General features: G+C 69.5%; 15 protein-coding genes and 1 pseudogene. 14 read left to right on the top strand and 2 right to left on the bottom strand.

What is annotated here, in order from left to right; all coding sequences use genetic code 11:
• Positions 1-10: 10 nt before the first annotated feature.
• Positions 11-1,690, bottom strand: coding sequence for a (2,3-dihydroxybenzoyl)adenylate synthase (locus QSK05_RS28070; RefSeq protein WP_352302895.1), 1,680 nt, complete (start codon positions 1,688-1,690; stop codon positions 11-13).
• Between the two features lie 147 nt (positions 1,691-1,837).
• Here QSK05_RS28070 and QSK05_RS36690 point away from each other — a divergent pair.
• From QSK05_RS36690 to QSK05_RS28035, 8 genes and pseudogenes are all read left to right on the top strand, one after another.
• A pseudogene (locus QSK05_RS36690) lies at positions 1,838-1,939 on the top strand (TubC N-terminal docking domain-related protein); the annotation flags it as partial.
• A gap of 18 nt (positions 1,940-1,957) precedes the next feature.
• Positions 1,958-7,345 carry a non-ribosomal peptide synthetase gene (locus QSK05_RS28065; RefSeq protein WP_285600362.1) on the top strand — a complete coding sequence of 1,796 codons (5,388 nt, stop codon included), beginning with the start codon at positions 1,958-1,960 and terminating at the stop codon, positions 7,343-7,345.
• Complete coding sequence (locus QSK05_RS28060; RefSeq protein WP_285600361.1) at positions 7,342-8,601, top strand: NAD(P)H-binding protein; 1,260 nt, start codon at positions 7,342-7,344, stop codon at positions 8,599-8,601. The genes QSK05_RS28065 and QSK05_RS28060 overlap by 4 nt, the downstream gene beginning before the upstream one ends.
• On the top strand, positions 8,598-10,550 hold the full coding sequence (locus tag QSK05_RS28055; RefSeq protein ID WP_285600360.1) for a Gfo/Idh/MocA family oxidoreductase: 1,953 nt from the start codon (positions 8,598-8,600) through the stop codon (positions 10,548-10,550). Before QSK05_RS28060 ends, QSK05_RS28055 begins: the two co-directional genes overlap by 4 nt.
• 27 nt (positions 10,551-10,577) lie before the next feature.
• A complete protein-coding gene (locus QSK05_RS28050; protein WP_285600359.1) occupies positions 10,578-11,840 on the top strand; it encodes a cytochrome P450 in 1,263 nt (420 codons plus the stop codon).
• Positions 11,837-12,616, top strand: a complete 780-nt coding sequence (locus tag QSK05_RS28045) for a thioesterase II family protein (RefSeq protein ID WP_285600358.1) — start codon at positions 11,837-11,839, stop codon at positions 12,614-12,616. Before QSK05_RS28050 ends, QSK05_RS28045 begins: the two co-directional genes overlap by 4 nt.
• A complete protein-coding gene (locus QSK05_RS28040; protein WP_285600357.1) occupies positions 12,613-13,377 on the top strand; it encodes a class I SAM-dependent methyltransferase in 765 nt (254 codons plus the stop codon). Before QSK05_RS28045 ends, QSK05_RS28040 begins: the two co-directional genes overlap by 4 nt.
• Entirely contained in the window at positions 13,370-14,632 is a 1,263-nt protein-coding gene (locus QSK05_RS28035; protein WP_285600356.1) for a salicylate synthase, read from the top strand. Before QSK05_RS28040 ends, QSK05_RS28035 begins: the two co-directional genes overlap by 8 nt.
• Here the strand turns inward: QSK05_RS28035 and QSK05_RS28030 are convergent.
• Positions 14,598-15,233 carry a TetR/AcrR family transcriptional regulator C-terminal domain-containing protein gene (locus QSK05_RS28030; RefSeq protein ID WP_285600355.1) on the bottom strand — a complete coding sequence of 212 codons (636 nt, stop codon included), beginning with the start codon at positions 15,231-15,233 and terminating at the stop codon, positions 14,598-14,600. The genes QSK05_RS28035 and QSK05_RS28030 overlap by 35 nt on opposite strands.
• 109 nt (positions 15,234-15,342) lie before the next feature.
• Here QSK05_RS28030 and QSK05_RS28025 point away from each other — a divergent pair, with 109 nt between their 5' ends.
• Genes QSK05_RS28025 through QSK05_RS28000 form a run of 6 tightly spaced genes read left to right on the top strand, consistent with a single transcriptional unit; the run spans position 15,343 to position 23,461 of the window.
• Positions 15,343-16,872 carry an ABC transporter substrate-binding protein gene (locus tag QSK05_RS28025; protein WP_502879828.1) on the top strand — a complete coding sequence of 510 codons (1,530 nt, stop codon included), beginning with the start codon at positions 15,343-15,345 and terminating at the stop codon, positions 16,870-16,872.
• On the top strand, positions 16,869-17,816 hold the full coding sequence (locus tag QSK05_RS28020; RefSeq protein WP_285600353.1) for an ABC transporter permease: 948 nt from the start codon (positions 16,869-16,871) through the stop codon (positions 17,814-17,816). Before QSK05_RS28025 ends, QSK05_RS28020 begins: the two co-directional genes overlap by 4 nt.
• Positions 17,813-18,634 (top strand): ABC transporter permease, encoded by an 822-nt coding sequence (locus QSK05_RS28015; RefSeq protein ID WP_285600352.1) that lies wholly within the window; start codon positions 17,813-17,815, stop codon positions 18,632-18,634. The genes QSK05_RS28020 and QSK05_RS28015 overlap by 4 nt, the downstream gene beginning before the upstream one ends.
• Positions 18,631-20,046, top strand: a complete 1,416-nt coding sequence (locus tag QSK05_RS28010) for an ABC transporter ATP-binding protein (protein WP_285600351.1) — start codon at positions 18,631-18,633, stop codon at positions 20,044-20,046. The genes QSK05_RS28015 and QSK05_RS28010 overlap by 4 nt, the downstream gene beginning before the upstream one ends.
• The gene (locus QSK05_RS28005) at positions 20,046-21,749 is read left to right on the top strand and encodes an ABC transporter ATP-binding protein (protein ID WP_285600350.1); all 1,704 of its coding nucleotides are present in this window, start codon (positions 20,046-20,048) and stop codon (positions 21,747-21,749) included. The genes QSK05_RS28010 and QSK05_RS28005 overlap by 1 nt, the downstream gene beginning before the upstream one ends.
• Positions 21,749-23,461, top strand: a complete 1,713-nt coding sequence (locus QSK05_RS28000; RefSeq protein WP_285600349.1) for an ABC transporter ATP-binding protein — start codon at positions 21,749-21,751, stop codon at positions 23,459-23,461. The genes QSK05_RS28005 and QSK05_RS28000 overlap by 1 nt, the downstream gene beginning before the upstream one ends.
• Positions 23,462-23,498: the final 37 nt, after the last annotated feature.

Genomic DNA, 23,498 nt, shown 5'->3' with positions numbered 1-23,498 from the left:
CCTTCGGTTCTCATCGGCTCAGCAGTGCCCGCAGCGCCTGTTTGTCGACCTTGCCGACAGGCGTCAGAGGAAGGTGCTCAAGGCTGTGGACCTGTTGCGGCGCCTTGAAGGCGGCCAGTCCGCGCTGTCGTAGGTGGATGGCCACCGCCCGGGCGGTGGGGGCCGGCCCGTCATGCACCAGCACCGCCACCGCGGCTTCTCCCCAGTCCGGATCGGATATCGCAACGATTGCCGCGGCTCTCACCCCGGGCAGGTCCAGCAGATGCTCCTCGACCTCGGCCGCGGCGTACTTCTCACCACCCCGGTTGATCTGGTCCTTCACCCGCCCGACGACGACGAGATGGCCGGAGGGCAAGCGGCGCACCTCATCACCGGTGCGGTAGAAACCGTCGCTGGTGAAAGAGAAATCAGTGCCGGGCGCGTTGTAGTAGGCGCGCAGGGTGTAGGGACCACGCACCAAGAGTTCTCCGACGGCAGCCGGTTCGATGGTTCCGGGCCGCACGATCAGAAGTTCGTCGTCCTCACAGCCCGGTCGGCCTTGGGTGGTGGCGATCAGCTTCGGATCGTCGTCCAGTCCCGTGTAACAGATCAGCCCCTCGGCCATGCCGTACACCTGCTGCACGATGACCCCCAAGGCCGGCCCCAACGTCCGGGCCAGTTCGTCCGGCAGTCGCGCCCCACCCACCTGAACCACTCGCAGGCTTTCCAGCGCTTGCGGCCGGCCGGCGGCTTCGTCCAGCCAATGGGGGACGAGGGCGGGCGTCAGTGCTGTGTGAGTTACCTTCTCGCTGGCGATCAGGTCAAAAGCGGTGGCCGGGCTGGGGTCCGGGGCCAGCACGACAGTGCCGCCGACCGACAAGGTTCCCAGCACTCCCGGGCAGGCCAGGGTGAAGTTGAAGCCCACCGGGAGAACGGCCAGATAGACCGAACGGGAGTCCAGCCCGGCGGCGCGAACGCCGAGGCGGGCATTGAGGTCGTAGTCGGTGTGGCTGCGGGGGATGAGCTTGGGGCGCCCCGTTGTGCCGCCGGAGATGAGTAGGAGAGCAAGGTCACCCGGTGCGGGGCCGTCCGGATCGTCGGGGTCGGCGTCGGTCACGGGAAGCAGACGCGCGCTTGCCGGTTTTCCAAGGTGCCCTTCAGCAGAAGAATTGGCGCTGCCGGGCGCTGACCCGGTCAGCTCTGCGAACCCGAACCGGTGCTCTTGCCCGGGGTCGCCCACCACCACGACCTGCGGCATCGGCAATCCCTTGGCCTCCACTTCGGTGCATACCTCGTCGGCCATCGTGCGTAGGTCGAACCGCCCTTGGCGGTCGGCCACCACCAGGGCAACTGCCTGCGAAGTGACTGCCAAATGGGTCATCTCGTCACGCCGATGAGCTGGCATGGCGTGCACCGGCACGGCGCCCAATCGCTGCAGCCCGAACCAGACCTCGAGGAACTCGACCCGGTTGGGCAACTGCACCACGACCCGGTCGCCCCTCTTCGTGCCGAGCCGGGCAAAGCCCGCAGCGACCCGGTCGGCGGCCTGGTCGAGGTCCCGGTAGGTCAGCCTTCGATCCGGGTCCACCACGGCCACGGCGTCGGGCCGAAGCCGGGCCCAGCGTCTCAGGAGACCACCGAAAGTAACTCTTTGCCAATGTTTTACATAGGGCGACTCGGATGTCAAGGCGACATCTGCGACCGCGTTCACTTTCGGTCCCCTCTGGCGCGATCGTGCTCGTCTGTGCTTGCATGAGGTTGCCTGAATGTGAAAATCATTCTCAATTAGTAGACAGTCCGAGGCGCCCGGCGCAACCCCCGGCCGAGGCGGACGCGGTGCGAAAGGACGAACATCTCCGTGGAGCTTGACGATCTTCTGCGAAGCCTTGAGAAGGCCGGGGTGCGACTGTGGACAGACAGCGGTGAACTGCGCTTTCGCGCCCCCCGAGGGGTCTTTGGGCAGGACCTTCGTGACCAGGTGAAGGCGCAGCGAGAAGCTCTTGTCCAGCACCTGGGCCAGGGCGCCGCCTCCGACGGGTTGCCCCAGGCGCTGCCGGACCCGCAGGCGGCACACCAGCCGTTCCCTCTCACCGAGGTGCAGACCGCCTATCTCACCGGGCGTAGCAGCGCCTACGAGTACGGCGGTGTCGCCTGCCACGCATATGTCGAGGTCACGTACCCCGACCTGGAGCCGGAGACGGTGCGGCAGGCTTGGACGACATTGGTCCACCGTCACGGCGCGTTGCGAACACTGGTGCATCCGGACGGAACTCAGCACGTGCTGGAGCACGTCCCCGATCTGCCGGTGGGCTACGAGGATGTTCGGGGCCAGGCCGTGGTGGCCTTCGAGCAGGCGCTGATCCGCACCCGGGAGCGCCTGGAGAACCGCGATGCCCCGCCCGACCGCTGGCCCCTGATCGATCTGCACGTCACTCGCTCCGACCAGGGCGCGGTGCTGCACCTGGGCATCGAGTTGCTGGCCGCCGACTACGCCGGTGTCCAGCAGTTGCTGGCCGAGTCGGACGCACTGCTGAGCGATCCGCAGGCGCCTTCGGCGCAGGCCGTGGACATCACCTTCCGCGATTACCTCACCGCCCGCCGGGCCATCAGCGAGACCGCCGCCTACCAGCGCGATCGGGCCTACTGGCGCAAGCGCGCCGAGACCCTGCCCGGGCCACCTGAACTGCCCTTGAACACGGCGAAATCGGCATCGACGGGCAAGGTCGTCAGTTTCGTCCGCCACGAGCGGGCACTGTCAGCCGAAACCGTCGGCAGGCTGGAGCGACAGGCCCGCCAGCGTGACCTCAGTGTTTCCTCGGTGCTGCTGGCGGCGTATGCGCAGACCATTGCCCGATGGAGCCGTAACCGTGCCTTCACGCTCACCGTGCCCACCTTCGGGCGCTTGCCCCTGCACCCGGACGTGGAGCGTCTGGTGGGCGACTTCACCACCATCGAGCTCCTCGAGGTCGACCTCACCCGGCCGCGCACGTTCACCGAACAGGCTCGTCGTCTGGCCGCCCGTCTGATGGAGGACCTCGACCACGCCCTCTTCCCCGGAACCGAGGTCGCGGCTGAGGTGGCTCGGCTGAGCGGTCAGAGGCCCTTGCTTCCGGTGGTGTTCACCAGCACTCTGGATCTTCCGGCCAGTTCGGTTCCGGTCCCCGGGCAGGCCGGTGCCGTGTCCTACGTCTCCACCCGCACCCCCCAGGTCTGGATCGACTGCCAAAGTGTGCGGCGCGAAGATGCTCTCGTCCTGTCCTGGGACGTGCGTGAGGGAGTCCTGGCCGACGGCGTGGCCCACGACGCCTTCGGGGCCTTCGCCGATCTGGTGACCAGCCTGGCGCAGGAGGATTCGGCCTGGGAGCAGCATCTCCCGGGCCTACCGGCGTCGCAGACGGCTCGCCGGACCCAGGCCAACGCCACCAAGGCGCCGCTGCCGCAGGGCCTCCTGCAGGACGGGTTCCTCGCTCAGGCTGATCGTACCCCCGACGCCACCGCGATCGACGGTCCCGGCGGCGCCCTCACGTATACCCAATTGAGGACGCGGGCCCGCGCGGTCGCTGCCGTCCTCACCGAAGTGGCGGCCGGCGAACCGGTCGCGGTCTACCTGGACAAGAGTCCCGACCAGGTCGTCGGGGTCCTGGGCGTCCTGCTGGCCGGTGCCGCCTACCTGCCGATTGAGACCAGCCAGCCGGCGGCCCGGCGGGCCGTCGTTCTGGACAGCGCCGCGGTTTCCATCATCGTGACCTCTTCGGCGCTGGCCGCTCACGCCGATCCCGGCGGCACCCGCCGTATCGTGGTGGTGGACGAAGTGGACGCCGGTGAACCGGCTCCGCTCAAGGTGGGTCCGCTTGACCTGGCGTACGTCATCTACACCTCCGGTTCCACCGGCGTGCCCAAGGGTGTGATGATCAGCCATCAGGCCGCGCTGAACACGCTGCATGACGTGGCTGACCGCATCCACCTGGGCCCGCAGGACGCCGTTCTGGGCCTGGCCGGACTGGGATTCGACCTGTCGGTGTTCGACGTCTTCGCCACCCTTGCCCGGGGCGCCACCCTGGTCCTGCCCGAACCGCAGCGCCGGGGTGACCCCTCGCACTGGGCCGAACTAGCTGATACGTATGGTGTTTCGGTTTGGAACTCGGTGCCCGGCCAGTTGCAGATGCTGACCGACTACCTGCGCACCGATCCGCAGTGTGCCCCGGCCGGGCTGCGGGTGGCGCTGCTGAGCGGTGACTGGATCCCCGTCACCCTGCCCGACGCGACCCGCGCGCTCATGCCCGGCCTGCAGGTGATCAGCATGGGCGGCGCGACCGAGGCTGCCGTCTGGTCGATCTGGCACGCCATCGATCAGGTCGATCCCGAGCGGCCGAGCATCCCGTACGGAAAGCCGCTGGCCAACCAGACCTTCCATGTGCTGAATACCGACCTGGAGCCGGTGCCGGACTGGTGCCCGGGCGAATTGTTCATCGGTGGCGTCGGGGTGGCCCTGGGATACCTGGGCGATGCCGAGAAGACGGCTGAGCGATTCATCACTCACCCGGTCACCGGTGAACGGCTCTATCGCACCGGCGATCTGGGCCGCTACCGCCCTGACGGCGAGATCGAGTTCCTGGGTCGCGAGGACAACCAGGTCAAGATCCGCGGTTACCGCATCGAACTGGCCGAGGTCGAGGCCGCGATGCTGGCCAACCCCGCGGTCGGGGCCGCTGCCGCAGTCGTGGACACCGAGCCCTCGGGAGCCCGCACCATCGTGGGCGTCGTCGAGCCCGCGATCCTGGAGACCACGGCGGCGGACCCGTGGCTGGAGGAGTCGCAGAACACCCTCGAGAACGCCCGTTTCGCCTCGCAGGTTGCCCAAAAGGGTTTTGATGAGCAGGCCTTCGCCGCTTTCCGCGCCGCCCTGGCCGATGCTGCCATCACCGCCATGACGGCGTTGCTGGCCGAACGGACGGCGGTCGCCGCCGCAGGAAGCACGGCCGAGGAGATCTGCTCGGCACTGGGAGCCTCGGTGGCGTCGGCGCCGGTAGTGCGCCGCTGGCTGCCTGCGTTGCACCACGCAGGCATCCTCGGGCGCGACCCGAACGGCACCTGGCACCAGTCGGCCGGCATCGCGCCGGCTAGCTCCTCCGTACCAGAGGCGCTTTCACGCCTTCAGCAGGCCGCTTCCGAGCAGGGCGCCGACCTGGCCCGGATCGTCACCCTATGCATCGAGAACCTGGGTGGTCTGGTCGACGGTTCCACCGACGTCCGTGAGCTGCTCTTCCCCGGGGCCAACCCCGACCTGATGCTGGGCGCCTACCGCGACAATCTGGCGGTGGCCCACCTGCACGAGGCCCTGGGCGCTGCGGTGAACGAGGTGGCCCTTCGCCGCTCCGGCACCCTGCGGGTGCTGGAGGTCGGCGGGGGTGTCGCCGGCACCACGACCAAGCTGGTTCCCGCGCTGGCGGCCAGTCGCCCCGACTACTTGTTCACCGACCCGGCCGCCTTCTTCGTCGCCGAGAGCGCCGACCGCTTCCCCGAGCACCCCTGGCTCCGCACCGCCCGCCTGGACCTGCGCGAAAACCCGGCAGCCCAGGGTGTTGCGGCCAACAGCGTGGACGTCGTGGTGGCCGGTAACCACCTGCACGCCCTGCCCGACGTGGACGCCGCACTGCGTAACATCCACACGATCCTGGCCCCGGGCGGCTGGATCGCCGTGATTGAGCAGACCCACGACGAGGATCCGGCGCTGCTTGTTTCCACCGAGTTCCTGGAGGCCGCGGCCGGACCGGTGCACGACGTACGGGCCATCGACGGACGCGCGTTCCTGAGCGCAGAGCAGTGGCACCAGGCTCTGCGGGGCGCCGGGTTCTTCGTGCGGGGCGACCTGCCGGGCCAGGACGAACCGTTGTCCGCCACCGGGCAGCGGCTCATCCTGGCTCAGGCCAAGACCAATCGGGCCGTGGCCGAACCGCAGGAACTCAGCCGCCGGGTGTCGGAACTGCTGCCCGCCTACATGGTGCCCGGCCGCTGGGTCGTGATCGATCAGATGCCGCTGACCCGCAACGGCAAGGTCGACCGCACGTCGCTGGCAGCGACGGTCGCATTGACCTCGGGCGCGGCCGTTCAGGCCAGCGCCGGAGGCAGTCCTCAGGGAGCGCTGGAAGAGCAACTGGCCCAGCTGTGGGCCGAACTGCTGGGAGTGGAGAAGGTCGGGCGCGAAGACGACTTCTTCGCCCTGGGTGGAGATTCGCTGCTGGTCGCCCGCTTGGTGGCCCTGCTGCGCGAGCGGGTGCCAGGAGTCGTCACCGCCGAATGGGAAGTAGTGCTGCGCGAAATGCTGCGCCGCCCGACGGTGGCCGCGCTGGCCGCCTACCTGCGCGGGCTCTCGGGAGGCACCACCGCTGTCGAGGAGACGCAGGCCAAGCGGACCAACGCGGTGGTCCCGCTGCACGGCGACCCGGGTGGAGACGGCCCGCTGACGGTGCTGGTGCACGCCGGCACCGGAACGGTCATGCCCTACCGGGCGCTGATCACCGAGATCCGCCGACGCTCGGCCGGGACCGGACACGTGGTCGGTGTCGAGGTCCCGCACCTGCCGGACTTCCTGCAGGCCGATCCGGAAGGGCTGATCGAGCAGGTCTCGGCCCGCTATGTCAGGGAACTGCTACCTCTGGCGCAGACGCCGAAGCGCCCGGTGCACGTGGTCGGCTACTGCCTGGGTGGTCTGATCGCCACCGAGATCGCCCGCGGACTGTCCGAGGCTGGGGTGGACGTGGCTACGTTCACCGCGATCAGCAGTCACAGCCCTCGTTTCCGCCTGGACGACGAACTGCTGAGTGAGTACTCCTTCGCGATCATGATGGGCATCGACCCGCAGGCTCTGGGCTTTCCGGCCGACGAACTACGGGTGGCCGCCGCGGCGGACGCCGCCCTGCAGGCGGGTGGCGGCGTGATCGAGAGCGGGGCGTTCACCCGCCTGGGGGAGGACTTCGCCGACGTCCGTGAGCGGTTCACGCAACTGGCCGCCCTGCCCCGGGCCCGCCGGGTGGAGCGGCTGTGCGAGCTAGTCCCGGCCACCGCCGGGATGTACGAGCCCGAGCACATGGACCGGCTGCGGGAAACATTCCGGCAGAGCGTTTTTGCGATTACCCGCTACCAACCCGAGCCCTACGCCGGGGACATCACGTTCCTGCGGCACAGCGGCGCCTACCCCTTCCCGGGGAGCCGCGACGCGGTGACTCAGCACTGGTCGCAGTTGTGTCTGGGCGACCTTGACATCGTGGATGTGCCGGGGGACCACTTCACCTGCATCGACGTGGAACATGCCGCCGGACTGCTGGACACCCTGGTGGACATCACCGATGGGGCGGTGCTGCGATGAGCCCGATCGGAGTGCTGGGCGCCTCGGGTGCGGTGGGCGCGGCCGCAATCTCCGCGCTGCAGCAGCTCGGCCTGGGGCCGCTACGGCTGGGAGCGCGCCACCTCGAGCGTCTGCGTGCTGTGAAGGCCAACTCGGCTGAGCTGGTAGCCGTCGATGTGACGGACGCGGCCGCGGTGCGGGCGTTCGTGCGCGGCTGTGCCGTGGTCCTGGACTGCACCGGACCCAGCTACGAGCTGGGCGAGGCGGTACCGGTGGCCGCGCTGGCCGAGAAGGTGCCGTGTGTGCTGGTGACCGGGGAGCAGCCGGTCTACGAAGCCCTCACCGCCCTGGGCGATGCCGCGAGCCCGGTCGTGTTGTCGGCGGGCACGATGCCCGGGCTCTCCGGGCTCCTGCCACGGCTTCTGGTTCAGCGAGAGCACGACAGCCATGGACGTGCGGCGGCGCCGGCGCGCGTTGTTGTGGCCCCGAACGGGACCGCTGCGGCTCACGCCCTCGGGCCGGGCGAGAGCCCTTGGGGGTTTGGGCCGGATGGGAGGCCTGCGGCCGTTGGGCCCGCCGGGAGCCACGCAGGAGGGGGAGCGAGCCTGGTCGTCCATACCGGCGGCCTGGAGCGGGCCACCCGCACCGTCGCCGCCGATCTGGTGTTGTCCCTGGGAGTCTCCGCCGGTGCCGCCAACCTCTTCGGTGAGGCTGGGGCAGCCTGGCACGAGGGGGCCAAACGATCGCGAGCTCTGGCCCCGGCCGACGACGTGGAGGTCGCCGGCTTCCCCGGCGCCGTCAGCGCGCAGCCCTTCTTGAGCCTGGAGTCCGAACGGGTCGCCCGCGACCTGGGTCTGCACAGCCTGCGGGCGTGGCACGTGCACCCGGGTCCGGCCGTGCGTTCGGTACTGGCCACCCTGCCCGCCGCCCGACATGGGAACACCCCCATGGACGAACTCATCGCCCGCATCCTGCGAGCCGCAGACGTGGACCTGACCGGCCGGGCGCCCTACTACCGGATGGTCTTCACCCTTACTCAGCCCGACGGTGAGCAGACTTCAGCGCTGGTGACCAGCCCGGACAGTTACCGGCTCACCGCAGCGGTGGGGGCGTGCGCGGTGCAACAGATCCTGGATGGGCAGGTGCCATCCGGCGTGCAGTTCGCCGACCGCGCTCTCGATCCGGCCAAGGTCCTCAACGACCTGGGTACGGCCGATCCGCAGACCCGCATCGACCTGGTCGTGGGCGGCGCCGAGGATGAGGAAGGCGCACTGTGACGGCGCGGGTGGTCGTGGTCGGAGGGGGCTTCGGGCGAATTCACGCCCAGGCCGTCACCGCCAATCCCGATCGCTTCGAACTCGCCGGGGTGGCCGGGCAGGGCGGGGTCGCCTCCCGTGAGCTGGCCCTGGCCCACGGCGTCCGGTACTTCGATCTTTCCAAGGACCTGGACGACGTGGCGTCGGCGGCCGACATTGCCTGCGTGGCGGTGGGTTCGGCGATCTCCGGCGGTTCCGGAACCGAGCTGGCGCAGCAGCTCCTCGCCCTCGGAATGCACGTCCTGCAAGAGCATCCGCTGCATCCGGACGAGATTCTGGCCTGCGCGCGGACCGCCCGCAAGCATGGTGTGCAGCACCGGGTGAACCTGCACTACCGGCAGGTGCGGCCGGTGCAGGCCTTTATCGAGGCGGCCCAGCGACTCACCGCCCAGAGCCAACCGCTGTTCGTGGACGCAGCCGCTCCTGTTCACGTGCTACATCCGCTGATCGACGTGCTGGCCGCTGCCCTGGGCGGGGTGCGGCCCTGGAGATGGGACGAGGTGACAGGGGAGGGACCGCTGCACTCGATCACCGGCACCATCGCCGGGGTGCCGATCACCTTGAGGGTGCAGAACCAGCTCGACCCTCTGGACCGTGACAATCACGCACTGCTCTGGCACCGCATCGCGCTGGGAACCTCTGCGGGCGTGCTTACCCTCGCCGACACCCACGGCCCCGTGCTGTGGAGCCCGCGCTGGCACGCCGACCGGGACCAGCATGACCGGCTCGTCCTGCAGGGCAGAGGTGCCGAAGGGCTGGAGCAGCCCAGCACCACCGTGCTGCCCGGCACCGAGCCGATGTCGATGACCGGGGCCATGGCGCAATGGTGGCCCGAAGCGGTGGCGTCGGCGCTCGATGCTGTGGTGCAGGCGGTCGCGACAGGCGCTGACCCGCTCAAGCAGGCGCAGCTGGATCTGAGCACCGCGCGGATCTGGAACGACCTGACCGGCCGGCTGGGCCCGGCGGAGAGGATCACCGCTTCGGCCCCGAGCGTCATTTCCGTTCGCGAGCTCACCGGCCAGAACGCCGGCCAAAGCGCCGATCGAACCAGCGACCGAAGCGTCGACGGAACCACCGACCGAGCCATTGACCGAGCCACCCACCGCGCTGCTGACCGAGCTGGTGACCGAGGCGCCGACCGAGCTAAGGGCGAAGCGGCCGACGAGTGGCCGCCTTCGGCCACGCCAGGCCCGTACTCGCTGGAGGCGGAGTTCTACGACCTGATCGCCGCTCAGCGCACCAACGCGGTCGAGGAGGTGGTGAAGGCTCTGGCCGGGTGCAGGGCCGGGGACGGACCGGTCGTGGAGATCGGCGCCGGGACCGGACTGCTCACCGTCGCCGTGGCCAAGGCGCTGCCCGAGCTGAAGATTGTTGCAGCGGAGCCCGATCCAATCATGCGTGCCGTGCTGACTTCCAAGGTGGTCCGCGATCCGGAGCTTCGTGACCGGGTGACGGTAACCGACGGGGCGGCCCCGGATCTGCAGCTGCCTGAGCGGATCGGTGCGGCTCTGGTCTGCGGTGTGGCCGGCCATCTCACCCCCGAGGCCCGGCGCGTGCTCTGGCAGCGGCTGTCCGAGCGGCTGACGCCCGGCGCCCCCCTGATCGTCGAACTCCTGGCCCTGACTCCCGACGCGCGTTTCGGGCCGCTGCAGCTGGGCCAGGCGCGCATCGGTGAGGACGACATCCAGTGGCGGCTCTCTGTCCTGCCGCACCCCGAGGGCAGCCAGATGACCAGCACCTGGGATGTTTCGAGGGCCGGGAAGGTCCACCGCTCAGCCGTCGCCCAGCACCTCTGGCGCTCGGTGACCCTGCAGGACGTGGCCTCGGAGTCGGGCCTTGGCCTCGAGGTCCGGATCGCTGGCGGAGCCGACGGCGCCGTCCCTCTGGGCGTCCTGCGCCTCAAGAACTGATCACTCCCACACCAGTACCGAGGAGCCATGACCACCACGCCCGAACCCACCACCGCCCCCGCTGCCGAAGAGAACGCTGCCCGCTGCCCGTTCTCCGGGGCGGACCTGAAAGATTTCCCGTTCGCCCGGGAGCAGCCCTTCGCGCCGCCGGCGCACTACCGCCAGATGCGCGAGGACGACCCGCTGCCGCAGGTACGCATTCCCACCGGCAAGACTCCGCACCTGGTGACTCGTTACGCCGATGTTCGGGCGGCCCTGGCCAACCCGGCGGTCAGCTCGGACATACGTATCCCTGCCTTCCCCGCGATGGGCGCCGGGGAGCAGGAGGCAGCCGCGAGGGCCCGCCCGTTCATCAGGACCGACCCGCCCGAGCACACCAAGATCCGCCGGATGCTGGTGGCCGAGTTCACCATGCGCCGCACCGAGGCTCTGCGCCCGAGGATCCGGGCCACGGCCGAACGCCAGCTGGACCGGATGCTGCAGACCGGCGCCCCCGCCGACCTGGTGCGCGACTACGCCAACGTGCTGTCCACCACCACCGTCCTGGAACTGTTCGGCGCCCCCGCCGAGGATGTGGAGTTCTTCCGCGACGTCACCCGCGTCTCGGGCGGTCGCGACAGCACCGCCGAGGAAGTGAACGCCGCGCTGGGACGGTTGTTCGGCGTCCTCAACGCCATGGTGAACGAGCGGATCGAAAAGCCCGGTGAGGATCTGCTCTCGGCGCTGGTGCAGCGGTACCTGATGCCCGAGCTCATCACCCGCCAGGAACTGCTGTCCACCGTCGGCATCACCATCGTCGCCGGCCGCGAGACCACCACCAGCATGATCACGCTGGGCGCCCTGTATCTGACCCGCAACCCCGAGCTGCGCGACCGGGTCCTAGCCGACCCCCGGCTGTGGGCAACGGTGATCGAGGAGCTGCTGCGGGTGCTCTCGGTGGCCGACACCATCCCCCTGCGGGTGGCCAAGTCGGCCGTCGACCTGCCCAGCGGAACCATCCCCGAGGGCGAGGGAATCATCGCCCTGCTGGCTGCCGCCAACCACGACCCGAACGAGTTCCCCGACCCCGAGCGGGTGGACCCCGAGCGCCCCCAGAAGCACCACCTGGCCTTCGGGCACGGCATCCACCAGTGCCTGGGCCAAAACCTGGCCCGAGTCGAGCTGCACGAGGCCCTCGCGGCCTTGTTCGGCCGCATGCCCGCACTGCGCGAGGCCCACCCGCAGGCACCGCTGGACGTCAAGCCCGACTCCGCCACCTACGGCCTGGACTCGCTGCGGGTGACCTGGTGAGCCCTTGGCTGCGCTCCTTCAACCCCAGACCGGGCACGTCGGTGCGGCTGGTCTGCTTCCCCCACGCCGGTGGCGGGCCGTCGTCGTTCCGGCCCTGGGACGCGCTGCTGCCGGACTCGGTGGAGCTGCTGGCGGCCTGCTACCCGGGCCGCGAGGACAGGTTCGCCGAACCGGCGGCCCCCGGCCTCGCGGAGATGGGCCAAGACCTGGCCGAGGCGCTGCTTCCGCTGCTGGACCGGCCGTGGATCGCCTTCGGCCACAGCATGGGAACCATCGTGGCCTACGAAACCGTGCGTCAGTTGCAGCATCTGGGCGCCCCAGTGCCGCTGTCTCTGCACGTGTCGGGACGTCGCTCGCCTGATCGTGGACTGGGGGGCACGGTACACAGCGCCGGCGAGGAGGGCCTGAAGGCCGAACTGGAACGCCTCGGTGGCACCCCGAAGGAGGTCCTGGAGGACGAGATGCTGCGCTCGGCCATCCTGGGCACGGTGCGCGAGGACTACCGGCTGGTGGAGACGTACCGTCCGGTGGCCGATGCGCGGGTCGGCTGCCCGGTGCGGGTTCTGGGCGGTCGCCAGGACCCGGAGCTGAACGGCCCCAGCGAGGACGGCGCCTTTGGCTGGTCCCGCTTCACCACGGCAGCTGTGACCACCCGGATGCTGCCGGGCGATCACTTCTACCTCGTCCCGCACCGCCGTGAGGTCGTGGCGGATGTGCTCTCCGTGCTGGACCCTGCCCTGGTCGGAGCCAGCCGTACCTGGCCGGACACGCCATGACCTCTCTGAACGAAGACGTCTCGGCCTACGGGGACATGGCCGAGTTCTACGAGCTCGTGGCCGAGCAGCAGGCCCAGCGCAGTGGCCCCCTGCTGCGAGAAGCCCTGGCCGGCCTCACCGCAGAAGGCGGAACGGCGGTGGAGATCGGTTCCGGCACCGGCCGGATCACCGAGATCATCGCCGAAACTGTGACTGACGCAGACATCCTGGCGGTCGAACCGGCACCGGGGATGAGGGCCGTACTCACCTCCCGCCTGGCCGGGCCCCTGGGTTCACGCGTCACAGTCTCCACCGATGCCGCACCCGATCTGGCCCTGCCCGAGCAGATCCGGGCAGCCGTGGTTTTCGGCGTGGCCGGGCACCTGGACGCTTCGGGGCGAACCCGCCTGTGGAGCCGGTTGCGTGAGCGGCTGATGCCCGGTGGGGTCGTCGTGGTGGAGCTGATGGGCGTGCGCAGTACCCGGCCGCTATCTGAAGCCTGCCAACTGCGTTCGCGCGTGGGCGATCTGGCCTACGAGTGGTGGGTCGGCGGCACACCGATGGACGAAGGAACGATGCGGTTCAGTTCCCGCTGGATTGTCCGGGACGACAGAGGCCGGGTCACCCGCGAGGTGCGCGGCGGCTACGTCTGGCACGCCGTAGGGGTTGAGGAACTGGTCCGCGAGTCCGGCATGCATGTGGAAACGCTCGGCGCTCGCACCGGCTCGGGAATGCCCGAGGTGGCGGTGCTGCATCATCCCAGGAAGGACGTTCATGTCTAACACTCTGACCGCGCCGTCGCTCGGCCACACCCCGGCGGACGAGGTGCTCGACGCTGCGGTGGAATTAGCCGACGGGGGGCCGCTGGTGGTCTACCAGCACGGCCAGGTCACCCGACACGCCGTCGGTATTCGTGCCGAGCTGAGCTTTTCGGCCGAGCTTCTCACCTCGTCGTGGTCGGCCCCGGTCATCCGGCCGCAAATGTCCGATCTGGCCAGGGTGCTGCGGGCGTGCCCTTACCCGGGGTGGCGAGTGTTCGGCTGGGCCCGGTTCGAGCTGGCGTTGCACCGGGCCGGGGTTGCGACCGGAGTGAGTGGCGAGGAACCGCTGCTGTATCTCGTGGTTCCGCAGACCGAACTCGTAGCCGAGGGAGCGGGCGGGGGCGGTCAGGCGGACACGGCCGCAGATTCGCCGGATCTGCTCGCGGGCGCAGCCGCATATCGTGCGGCGGTGGCGCGGGCCGTCCAAGACATCCAGGACACGGATCTGGACAAAGTGATCCTCTCGCGAGAGGTCGTGCTGCGGGAGAACCCCGACCTGGTGGCTACCTTCCGCCACGGTCGTGCCGCCGTCCCCGCGGCCCGCTCGTTCCATCTGAACCTGGGAGGTTGGCAGGCCACCGGTTTCAGCCCCGAGACGGTGGTCGAGGTCGCGGCCGAGGGCAGCGTCAGCACCCAGCCTCTGGCCGGCACCCGGGCCCTGGGGCTGGGGCAGGCGAGGGACGCGGCCAACCGGGCTGAACTGCTCTCGGACCTGAAGGAGATCGCCGAGCACGCCACCAGCGTCCGCCTGGCCGTGCAGGAGGCCGAGACGATCTGCCAGGAAGGCAGCGTCCACGTCAGCGAGTTCATGCAGGTGCTGCCCCGCGGCGCGGTGCAGCACCTGGCTTCGCGCGTGAAGGGCAGACTCCGGCCGGGGCTGGGCGCCTGGGACGCGTTCGGGGCCTTCTTCCCCGCGGTCACCGCCTCGGGCATACCCAAGGCTCAGGCCTTCGAGGCCATCAACCGCCTGGAGAGGACACCTCGCGGCCTGTACTCAGGTGCCGTGGTCGTGGCCGACCACACCGGAGCGCTGGATGCGGCACTGGTCCTGCGCAGCGTGTTCACGCACGGAGGCAGGTCGTGGTTGCGGGCGGGGGCGGGCGTGGTGGCTGCTTCCCGGCCCGAACGGGAACTGGAGGAGACGTGCGAGAAGCTGGGCGCCGTCGTCCCCCATCTGGTTCTCAGCCGGACGCCTCGGCCGCGAGGCCGGCGATGATCCAGTCCAGCCCGGTCTCGAAGACCACCTCGCCGGAGAGGGCGAAGAACTCCGGGCCGATCCTGGTAGCGATCGGGTGGGTGGAGGCGTCCACCGCATGCAGCCCTTCGACGAATGCCTGTGAGCGGCGGGGGCGCCGGGCCGCCAGCTCGGCGCCGTCCTCGATGCTGATCCGGCTGAACGTCCAGCTCATCACCAGGGCCGTGCCCCGGGCGATCCGCGCGTCGCTCAGGCCCGCGTCGGCCAAGGCGCAGGCCAGGTATTCCAGCAGCCGGTAGGCGTGCGGGCCGGAAGGGCCGTTCTCGATCAGCCAGGCGGCGGTGCCGGGGTGTGCACGCAGGACCGAGCGCTGGGCCAGGGCCCAGGCGCGCACCCGTGCCTCCCAGGCAGCCGTAGCGGGGGCGTCCGGCTGCACGAGGGTGCCGATGCTGTCGGCCACCAGGCGGGCCAGGGTGGGGCGGTCGGTGATGTGCCGGTAGAGCGCCATGGGGGTGACCCCGAAGTGGGCGCCGACCGCTCGCATGGTCACGGCAGGCAGGCCCTGGGTACGGCTGATGTCCAGCGCTGCCTGCACGATCGCGTCCTGGGTGAGGGTTGCCACCCGCCTGATCGTAACGCCTGGAACACTTGATAATCGTTCTCATTACCGTGGTATACATAGTAAACGCCCGGCGGTCGCTGGGCTGGAAGTGATGAACCGAAAGGGTCGGATGATGGCCACGAGAAGCCGCAGACTAGGCGCCGGCGTTGCTGCGGCACTGACCGTTGCGCTGGTTGCGGGGTGCGGAGGTGGGTCCGAGGCGGACAGCGCGGACAACGCCGGCAGCGGTGAGAAGGCGGCTGCTACTGGTGGCACGCTGCGAGCGGCGTTCGCCGGTGGGGCGTCCGAGACGCTGAACTACCTGCAGGGGCCCACGGCGCTGGACTACGTGCGCGCCAAGCTGGTGCACGCGCCCTTGTGCGAGCTGGACCCGCAGGCCGAGGACGGCGTCTCCTACCGCGTTCTGGAGTCGATCGACGTCTCCGACGATCTCGGCGAGTACACGCTGAAGGTGCGCAGCGGCGTGAAGTTCAGCGACGGCTCCGACCTCACCAGCAAGGACGTGCTGTACTCCCTGCAGGCGCCGACCCTGTTACAGGGACTGCCGTTCACTCAGCTGGTCTCGCGCGGATTCGACCTGAAAAAGGCGAGCGCACCAGACGCGTCCACCGTGGTGCTGCCGACCCTCGCGCCGATCGCCGACGGGCGTGATCTGATCTGCCAGAGCATGCTGGCGATCAAGGACGGCACGAAGGAGTTCACGCCCGAGACCCCGTCTTCCGGCCCGTTCCGGATCACCGGCTTCGAGGCCGGGCGGTCCACCACCCTGGCCCGCAGCGACTCCTACTACGGTCAGGCCCCCACCCTGGACGCGATCGAGCTGGTCTCTATCGCCGACCCCACGGCCCGGGTGAATGCCCTGCAACAGGGCCAGGTCGACTACATCAGCGGCATCGCTCCCGCCCAGGCGCAGACCCTCGAGGGTGCCGACGGGGTGAGTGTCACCAGCAGTGAGCTGCCTTACGCCTCCTACCTGCAGTTCGGCATGAACCCCCAGACCAAGCCGTTCGACGACGAGCGGGTCCGGGAAGCGTTCAAGCTGGCGGTCGACCGCGACCGGATCGTCAAGAACGTCTACTTCGGGCGGGCCTTCGTGGGCAACGACGTCCCCGGGATGGGCTTTCCCACCTACGATACCGAGCTGGAGCAGCGCGCCCACGACCCGCGGAAGGCCCAGCAGCTGCTGGCCGAAGCCGGGGCTGAGGGCATGGAAGTCGAACTGACCGCCGGGCCGGAGATGCCCGGCATGCTGGAGACCGCCACCCTGATCGTGGAGGATCTCAAGGCCATCGGCGTCAAGGCCACGCTGAACGAACTGCCGGCCGGCCAGCTCTTCACCGACTACCCCGCCTACCAGAAACTGCCCTTCAAGGCCGGTTACAACCCGCCGGCCACGTTCGAGCCCAACTACACCCCCGGCACTTTCCCGGAGGTGGACGCCCTGGTCGCCACCGCGCGCAGCGCACCCTCCAAAGAGGACCGGCTGACGGCCTCTCACGAGGCTCAGAAGCTGCTGTGGAAGGAAGGCAGCCAGATCGGCGCGGTTTTCGTGCCCAGCATCAGTGCCGCCCGTGAAGGCGTCAGCGGTGTGCGTGAACTGCAGTTCCCCGACCTGGCCCAGGCAACCGTCTCCGAATGAGGCTGCTGCCCTGGATCGCGGTGAGGGTCGCCATGCTCGCGGTGAGCCTCACCGTGCTTTCCGTCCTGGTCTTCTGGGCCACCGAGGTGTTGCCCGGTGACGCGGTGGGCGCGGTTTCGGGCCCAGAAGCCACCGACGCGGAACGGGCGGCGGTGCGGGTGTCCCTGGGACTCGACCGCCCTGCTCCGGAACGGTTCCTGAAGTGGGCCGGAGCCGTCCTGCGGGGCGACCTCGGCACGTCGATGGTCTCCAACCGGGACGTCGGTGAAATCCTGACCGAGCGGGCGGGTGCGAGCCTGGCCGTGGTGATTCCCGCCGCCGTGCTGATCCTGCTGTTCGCCGGTGGGCTGGGCATCTGGGCTGGTCTTCGCGCCGGAAGCCGCTTGGACCGGTGGCTCACAGGCTCCACGCTCGCGCTCGTCGGCACACCGGACTTCCTCATCGCCACGGCTCTACTGCTGGTGTTCACCCTGTGGTGGCCGGTGCTGCCGGCGGTGGCGATCGTCCCCCTGGGGCAGTCGCTGTGGCAGCACCCGGACCTGATCGCCCTGCCCGCCCTGGCCCTGGCCCTCGGGGGCTTCGGCTCGACCATGCGCCTGCTGCGTGCATCGGTCACCCAGACCACCAGTACGCCCTACGCCGAGTTCGCCCGCCTCAACGGCGTTCGCGGTGCGCGCTACGTGCGGACCATCGTCACCAATGCCGCAGGCCCGGCCGTGCACGCCTTCACCATCATGACCGCCGGGCTGCTGGGCGGCGGCATCGTCGTGGAAACCCTGTTCAACGTGCCCGGCCTGGGTTACGAACTCGCCCGGGCCGTCGCGACCCGGGACGTCCCGGCGGTGCAGGGACTGAGCCTGACCCTGGGCGCCGCCACCCTGCTCATCCTGCTGGCCGGTGACCTCGCCGTCCGGCTCCTCAACCGTGGGAAAGAGGCCTCGTGAGCGGGCGGCGCCGGATCGTGGCCGGTACCTCGACCCTGGCTGTCCTGCTCCTGGCCCTGATCGGCCCCTGGCTGGTGAGAGGCAGCATCTCCACCCCGGTCGCTGTCCCGTACCTGAGTGCCGGCGGCGAAAACCTACTGGGTACCGATGTTCTGGGCCGCGACGTCCTGGCCCGGGTCCTGACCGGGGGCCGCTCCCTCGTGCTGCAGGCAATCACCGCGACCCTGCTGGGCAGCGTCTTCGGCCTGATGCTCGGCATCGCCACCGCCGTGACCCGGCACCGCCGCACCGGGCAGGCCCTGCTGCGCGTGGTGGATGCCTTCGCCGCCATCCCCGCCCTGCTGCTGTTGCTCCTGCTGGCCTCCGGCGTCACCGGCAGCGACGCCGCCGTGGCCCTGGCTATCGCCCTGGTCAGCATCCCGTTCTCGGTGCGCGTCATCCATGAGCGCACCGCAGCACTGGCGGCCACCGATTACGTGCGCGACGCCCTGGCCCGGGGCGAAAGCCTGCCCGCACGCATCCACTACGACATCCTGCCCGGCCTGGCGCCCGTCGCCCTAGCCGAGACCGGCATCCGCTTCGTCGCCGCGACGCAACTGGCAGCCACCGCGGGCTTCCTCGGGTTGGGCGCCGGTGCTCCGGCGGCCAACTGGGGGCGCATGGTCCGCGAGAACAGCACCGGCCTGACGATGAACCCGCTACCCGTCATCGTTCCCGCCGCTCTCCTGATCGTGCTCGCCGTCGGAGTGACCCTCGTGCTGGACCGGGCGGCGGGACGCCGTGCCGGAGGGATGGAAGAGGCCGGAGCACTCACATGACCCTGACCACCGCCCGAATCAGCACCGCGACCATCACCGGCCTGACGGTGACCGCCCCCGATGGCACCCGCGTTCTGGACGGCATCGACCTAGACCTGCGCCCGGGATCCGTCACTGCCCTGGTCGGGGGATCCGGCGTCGGCAAGTCCACCCTGGCCCTCGCCCTGCTCGGGCACCTCGGCTCCGGACTGATGCGTTCGGGCGGGACCATCGACGTGCGTGGGTACGATCCGTTCACCGACGCCGGACGTAAAGCCCTACGCGGCAGATTGATCGGCTACCTGCCGCAGGATCCCTCCAGTGCCCTGGACCCTCGTCGGCGGATCGGGGCACAGCTGCACACCGCCGCGCGCATCGCCCGCCCGGCGCAGGGCCGCCGTGAGCGCGAGGAGCACCTACGCGCCGCGACCCACGCGGCCACCCTCGAGCCGCACCTGCTCAGGCGTCACCCCGCCGCACTGTCCGGAGGTCAGGCTCAAAGGGCTCTTCTGGCCTGGACCTTCGTCACCCGGCCGGACCTACTGATTCTGGACGAGCCGACCAGCGGCCTGGACCCCGCCACCGCGGCCCGGGTCCACCAGGCGTTCACCGCCCTGCCCTGGGCACCGGCCGTCCTGGTGATCACCCACGACCAGGACCTGGTCGCCGACGCCGCCGATCGCGTCCTGCACCTGCGGTCCGGTCGCTGGCAAGCTGCGGCACCGCAACGTCCCACCCTTCCAGTCGCCAAACCGACGGACGCCAGCACTGTCCCGATGCTGAAGGCCCGCAAGGTCAGCATCGAGCGCGGTGGCCGGCGGGTGCTGCATGAGATCGATCTCGACGTCGAGAGCGGCCAGATTCTGGCCATCCGAGGGATCTCCGGCAGCGGCAAGACCTCGCTGGCCCGCGCCCTCAGCGGTCTGGCCCCACCCACCTCCGGCACCCTGACCGTCAACGAAGGCCCGCTCGACTGGGACGCCGCCACCCGCGTCCGCAAACGACAGCCCTTCATCGCCTACGTCGGCCAGGACGCCCGCGCGGCGCTCAACCCGCACGAGACGGTTCGCCGCACCCTGCACCGAGCCCTCACCTCCGCCCAGCGGGCCGGGCGCCCGGCAAGCACCGACATCGGGCAACTCATGAACGGCTTCGGTCTGAGCGCCGACCTTCTGGATCGCGCCCCGGACCGGCTGAGTGGTGGCCAGCGCCACCGCCTGGCCCTGGCCCGCGCCGTTGCAGCCGCCCCGCACGTCCTCATCTGCGACGAAACCACCTCTGCGCTCGATGAGGCCACCACCGAACAGGTCCTGGACGCCCTGGCCGAACAGTGCCGCCAACAGGGCACCCCGATCGTCCTCATCACCCATACCGACCGCGTCGCCGTCCGCGCCGGGCGGGTACTCACCATCAACGAAGGCCGACTGGAATGATGACTTCCCTCAATCTGCTGCGGCCGGTGCGTGCTGCGCTCGTGGTTGCGGTACTCCTGCAGGCCCTGGCCGCCGTCCTGGTGCTGGTGCCACTCCTGGTCCTGATTCGGTTCACCGAGTCATCCCTCAGCGAAGACCCATTGCCGGGAACGGTTCTGGTGGTCGCCGCGGTCGCCGGTACCCTCGGAGCGGCGCTACTGTCCTCGGCGGCCACCTGGATCACCCACCGCGCCGACGCCGACCTGACGTGGCAACTGCAGACGCGCCTGGCCGAAACCGTCCGCAGAGTGCCTCTGCCTCTGGTGACCGGCAGCGGAGCAGCGCGGATCAAGAAGGCGGTCCAGGACGACACCGGAGCCCTTCATTATCTGGTCGGGCACACCCTTCTTGATGTCACCGGTCTGATCATCACCCCCCTGGCCGGACTCGTGGCCCTGGCGGTGATCGAGTGGAAACTGGCGCTGGCCGCGTTGATCCCGCTGGCACTCGGACTGACCTGGTATCTGCGGGCGCTGAACGCCTCTGGCGGAGGTTTCGCCGAGATGGGCCGTACACAGCAGGTGCTGGGCACGGCCGTGGTCGATTACGTGCACGGACTGCCCACGGCCAAGGTCTACGGCGGCGTCGGGGGAGCGCACACCCGCTACCTGTCGGCCGTCCACGGGTTCCACGACTTCTTCTACGGGTGGGTGCGAAAAACGTCCACGAACACCACGGCGTCTGGACTGGTGGTTGCCTCAGGCCTGACTGCCGCCGCTTTCGCGCTACTGGGCTGGGGCGGCCTGGAACTGGGTTGGGTGGACAGCGGCGGCCTGGTGGCCGGGGTCCTGCTCGGCCCGACGATTGGTGCGCCCGTGGCCGTCGTGGGCCCCCGGCTGCAGGCCGTGCGGTCCGGGCTGGCGGCGGTCGCATCCATCAACGCGTTCCTTGGCCAGGAGCACCTGGCGTGGGGTGATCGCCCGGCAACTGGAAGCGTTCGCCTGGAGCATGTCACCCACCACTACGACAATTCGTCGACCGCCCTCGACGACGTCAGTTTGGAGCTTCCCGGCCGGGGCCTAGTGGCGCTGGTCGGAGCCTCGGGCAGCGGAAAGAGCACCATTGCATCGCTTCTGGCCCGATTCACCGATCCGAGCGAAGGACGCGTGACGCTGGGCGGGATCCCGCTACGCGAGGTGCCGGAGGACCATCTGTACGAGCAGGTCGGCTTCGTCTTCCAGGACACCTCCCTGCGCCGCGCCTCCCTCCTGGAGAACCTGACCGGTGGCCGGGACATCCCCTTCGAGGACGTGGTCGCGGCCGCGCGCGAGGCCCTGATTCACGAGGAGATCTCGGCGGCCCCCCGAGGCTACGAGACGGTCGTGGGGCAGGACACGGACTTCTCTGGTGGTCAGCGTCAGCGCATCTGCCTGGCCCGGGCGTTCCTGCGCAGGCCCGGACTGCTGGTGCTGGACGAGTCATTGTCCGCCGTCGATGCCCACAGCCGTAGGCGGCTCATCCAGACCCTGCAGGTGCAGGCCCGCGAGCGCACGGTGCTGCTAATCACCCACCAGTTACCTCTGGTCCGTGAGGCCGATCTGATCTTGGTGCTGGAGAACGGGCGCCTGGCCGGACAGGGCACGCACGAGCACCTGGTGTCCACCAGTTCCGCCTACCGGGCCCTGCTGCAGGACCAGACCACGATCACGGAGAGCCGAATCTGATGCTGCGTCAACTTCTTCGCGTCCTGCCTCCGGCCGAGCGCCGTGATCTCACCACGCTGACCGCCTGGTTGTCCGCCGGGGCCGCCCTGCACGGCGTGGTTCTGGGACTGACCGGCCTGCTGGTTGCGGCGCTGCTGGATCCCGGCCGTGCCGCCCTCGTTCCTGCCGTTGCCCTGAGCGTGGCCTTGCTGGCGTTCCTGGTGGTCCAGTGGATCGCCCAGATGACGGCGTTCCGGGTCGGCAGCCAGAGCGCGCGTGCCCTGCATGTGCAGCTGGGCGATCAGTTAGGGCACCTTCCGCTGGGTTGGTTCACCCCCACCCGCCAGGCCGAGGCGGTCACAACAGCCACCTCGGGCGTCACCGGGTTGATGTCCTACCCGGCGCTGCTGCTACGCCCGGCCCTTACCGCCGTTGTGACCCCAGTCGCGGCAGCCCTGACGCTGATCGTGCTGGACTGGCGCTACACCCTGGCCGTGCTGATCGCCGGCGTGATCAGCTGGCTGGTCAGTGGCTACAGCAGCCGACTGGCCGTTCAGGTGGACGCACGTCGGCACGAGGCCAGCACCGAGGCCACGAGCCGCCTGCAGGAGTACGCCACCCGTCAGCACCTGATCCGCACCGACGGCAGCTCCGGCGACTCCCGCGACCTACGCCTGGCCCTGAAGGAGGTGCACGACAGATCTCGGCGTTCGGCCGGCACCGTGATCCCCGGGCTGCTGCTCTTCAGCGTCACCCTCAACGCCCTGTTGGCTGCCCTCATCGGGCTCGGGGTGGCCTGGATGTCCGGGGGGTCCATGATCGTGACGACCTTCGTAGGTGTTGTGGTGGTCCTGGTCCGCGTCAGCACCATCGCGGCCACCGGCGCCGAACTCGTCTCCGGGCTTCGGATGCAACAGGGCGCGTTGAACCGCCTGAGCCAGATCATGACCACGGCGCCCCTGCCCGTCCGGGAGGCTGCGCCTACTGATCACCGTGGTCTAGTCGCGGTGGATCGGGTGTCCTTCTCCTATGACGACACTCGGGTGCTCGACGGGATCTCCTTCGAACTGCCCACGGTCGGGCTGACCGCGCTGGTCGGGCCCTCCGGCGCCGGCAAGACCACCCTGATCCGGATGCTGGCGCGGTTCTGGGACCCCACCGCGGGCTCAGTGACTCTGAACGGCACAGACCTACGTTCAATGTCGCCGGAGGAGTTGTACGCCCAGATCGCCACGGTCCTGCAGGACGACTATCTGCTCGATACCAGCATCGGTGAGAACATCCGTGCCGGGCGGCCCGAGGCGAGCCCTCAGGAGGTTGCCGAAGCCGTCTCGGCGGCCGGGCTGACCCAGATGATCGATGAACTACCTGAGGGCCTGGACACCTCGGCCGGTCCTGGTGGGAGCCGACTGTCCGGCGGCCAGCGGCAACGGATCTGCATAGCCCGGGCGCTGTTGAAGATCGCCCCGCTCACGCTGATGGACGAGGCAACGTCGGCGCTGGATCCCGAGAACCGTCGGCTCGTGACCGAAGCCGCCTTCCGGTTGGCTCGTACCGGTAGCGTGGTGTTGGTTGCCCACGACTTGGACAGCGTTGCGCGGGCCGACCAGATCTTGGTTGTGGACGACTGCCGGGTGGTGCAGAGCGGGGTACACGAGGTGTTGTCGTCGCAAGAAGGTCTCTACCAGCGGTTGCTGCGCGATCACTTGACGACCGGTGTGGCTGGTCCCTAGTCGGACTGTTCAGGTCACGGTGAACTCTTGCGACAGT

Source organism: Kineosporia sp. NBRC 101731, assembly GCF_030269305.1.
GTDB lineage: Bacteria > Actinomycetota > Actinomycetes > Actinomycetales > Kineosporiaceae > Kineosporia.
The sequence above is the reverse complement of the archived record's forward strand: the minus strand, read 5'-3'. Positions and strand labels throughout refer to the sequence as shown.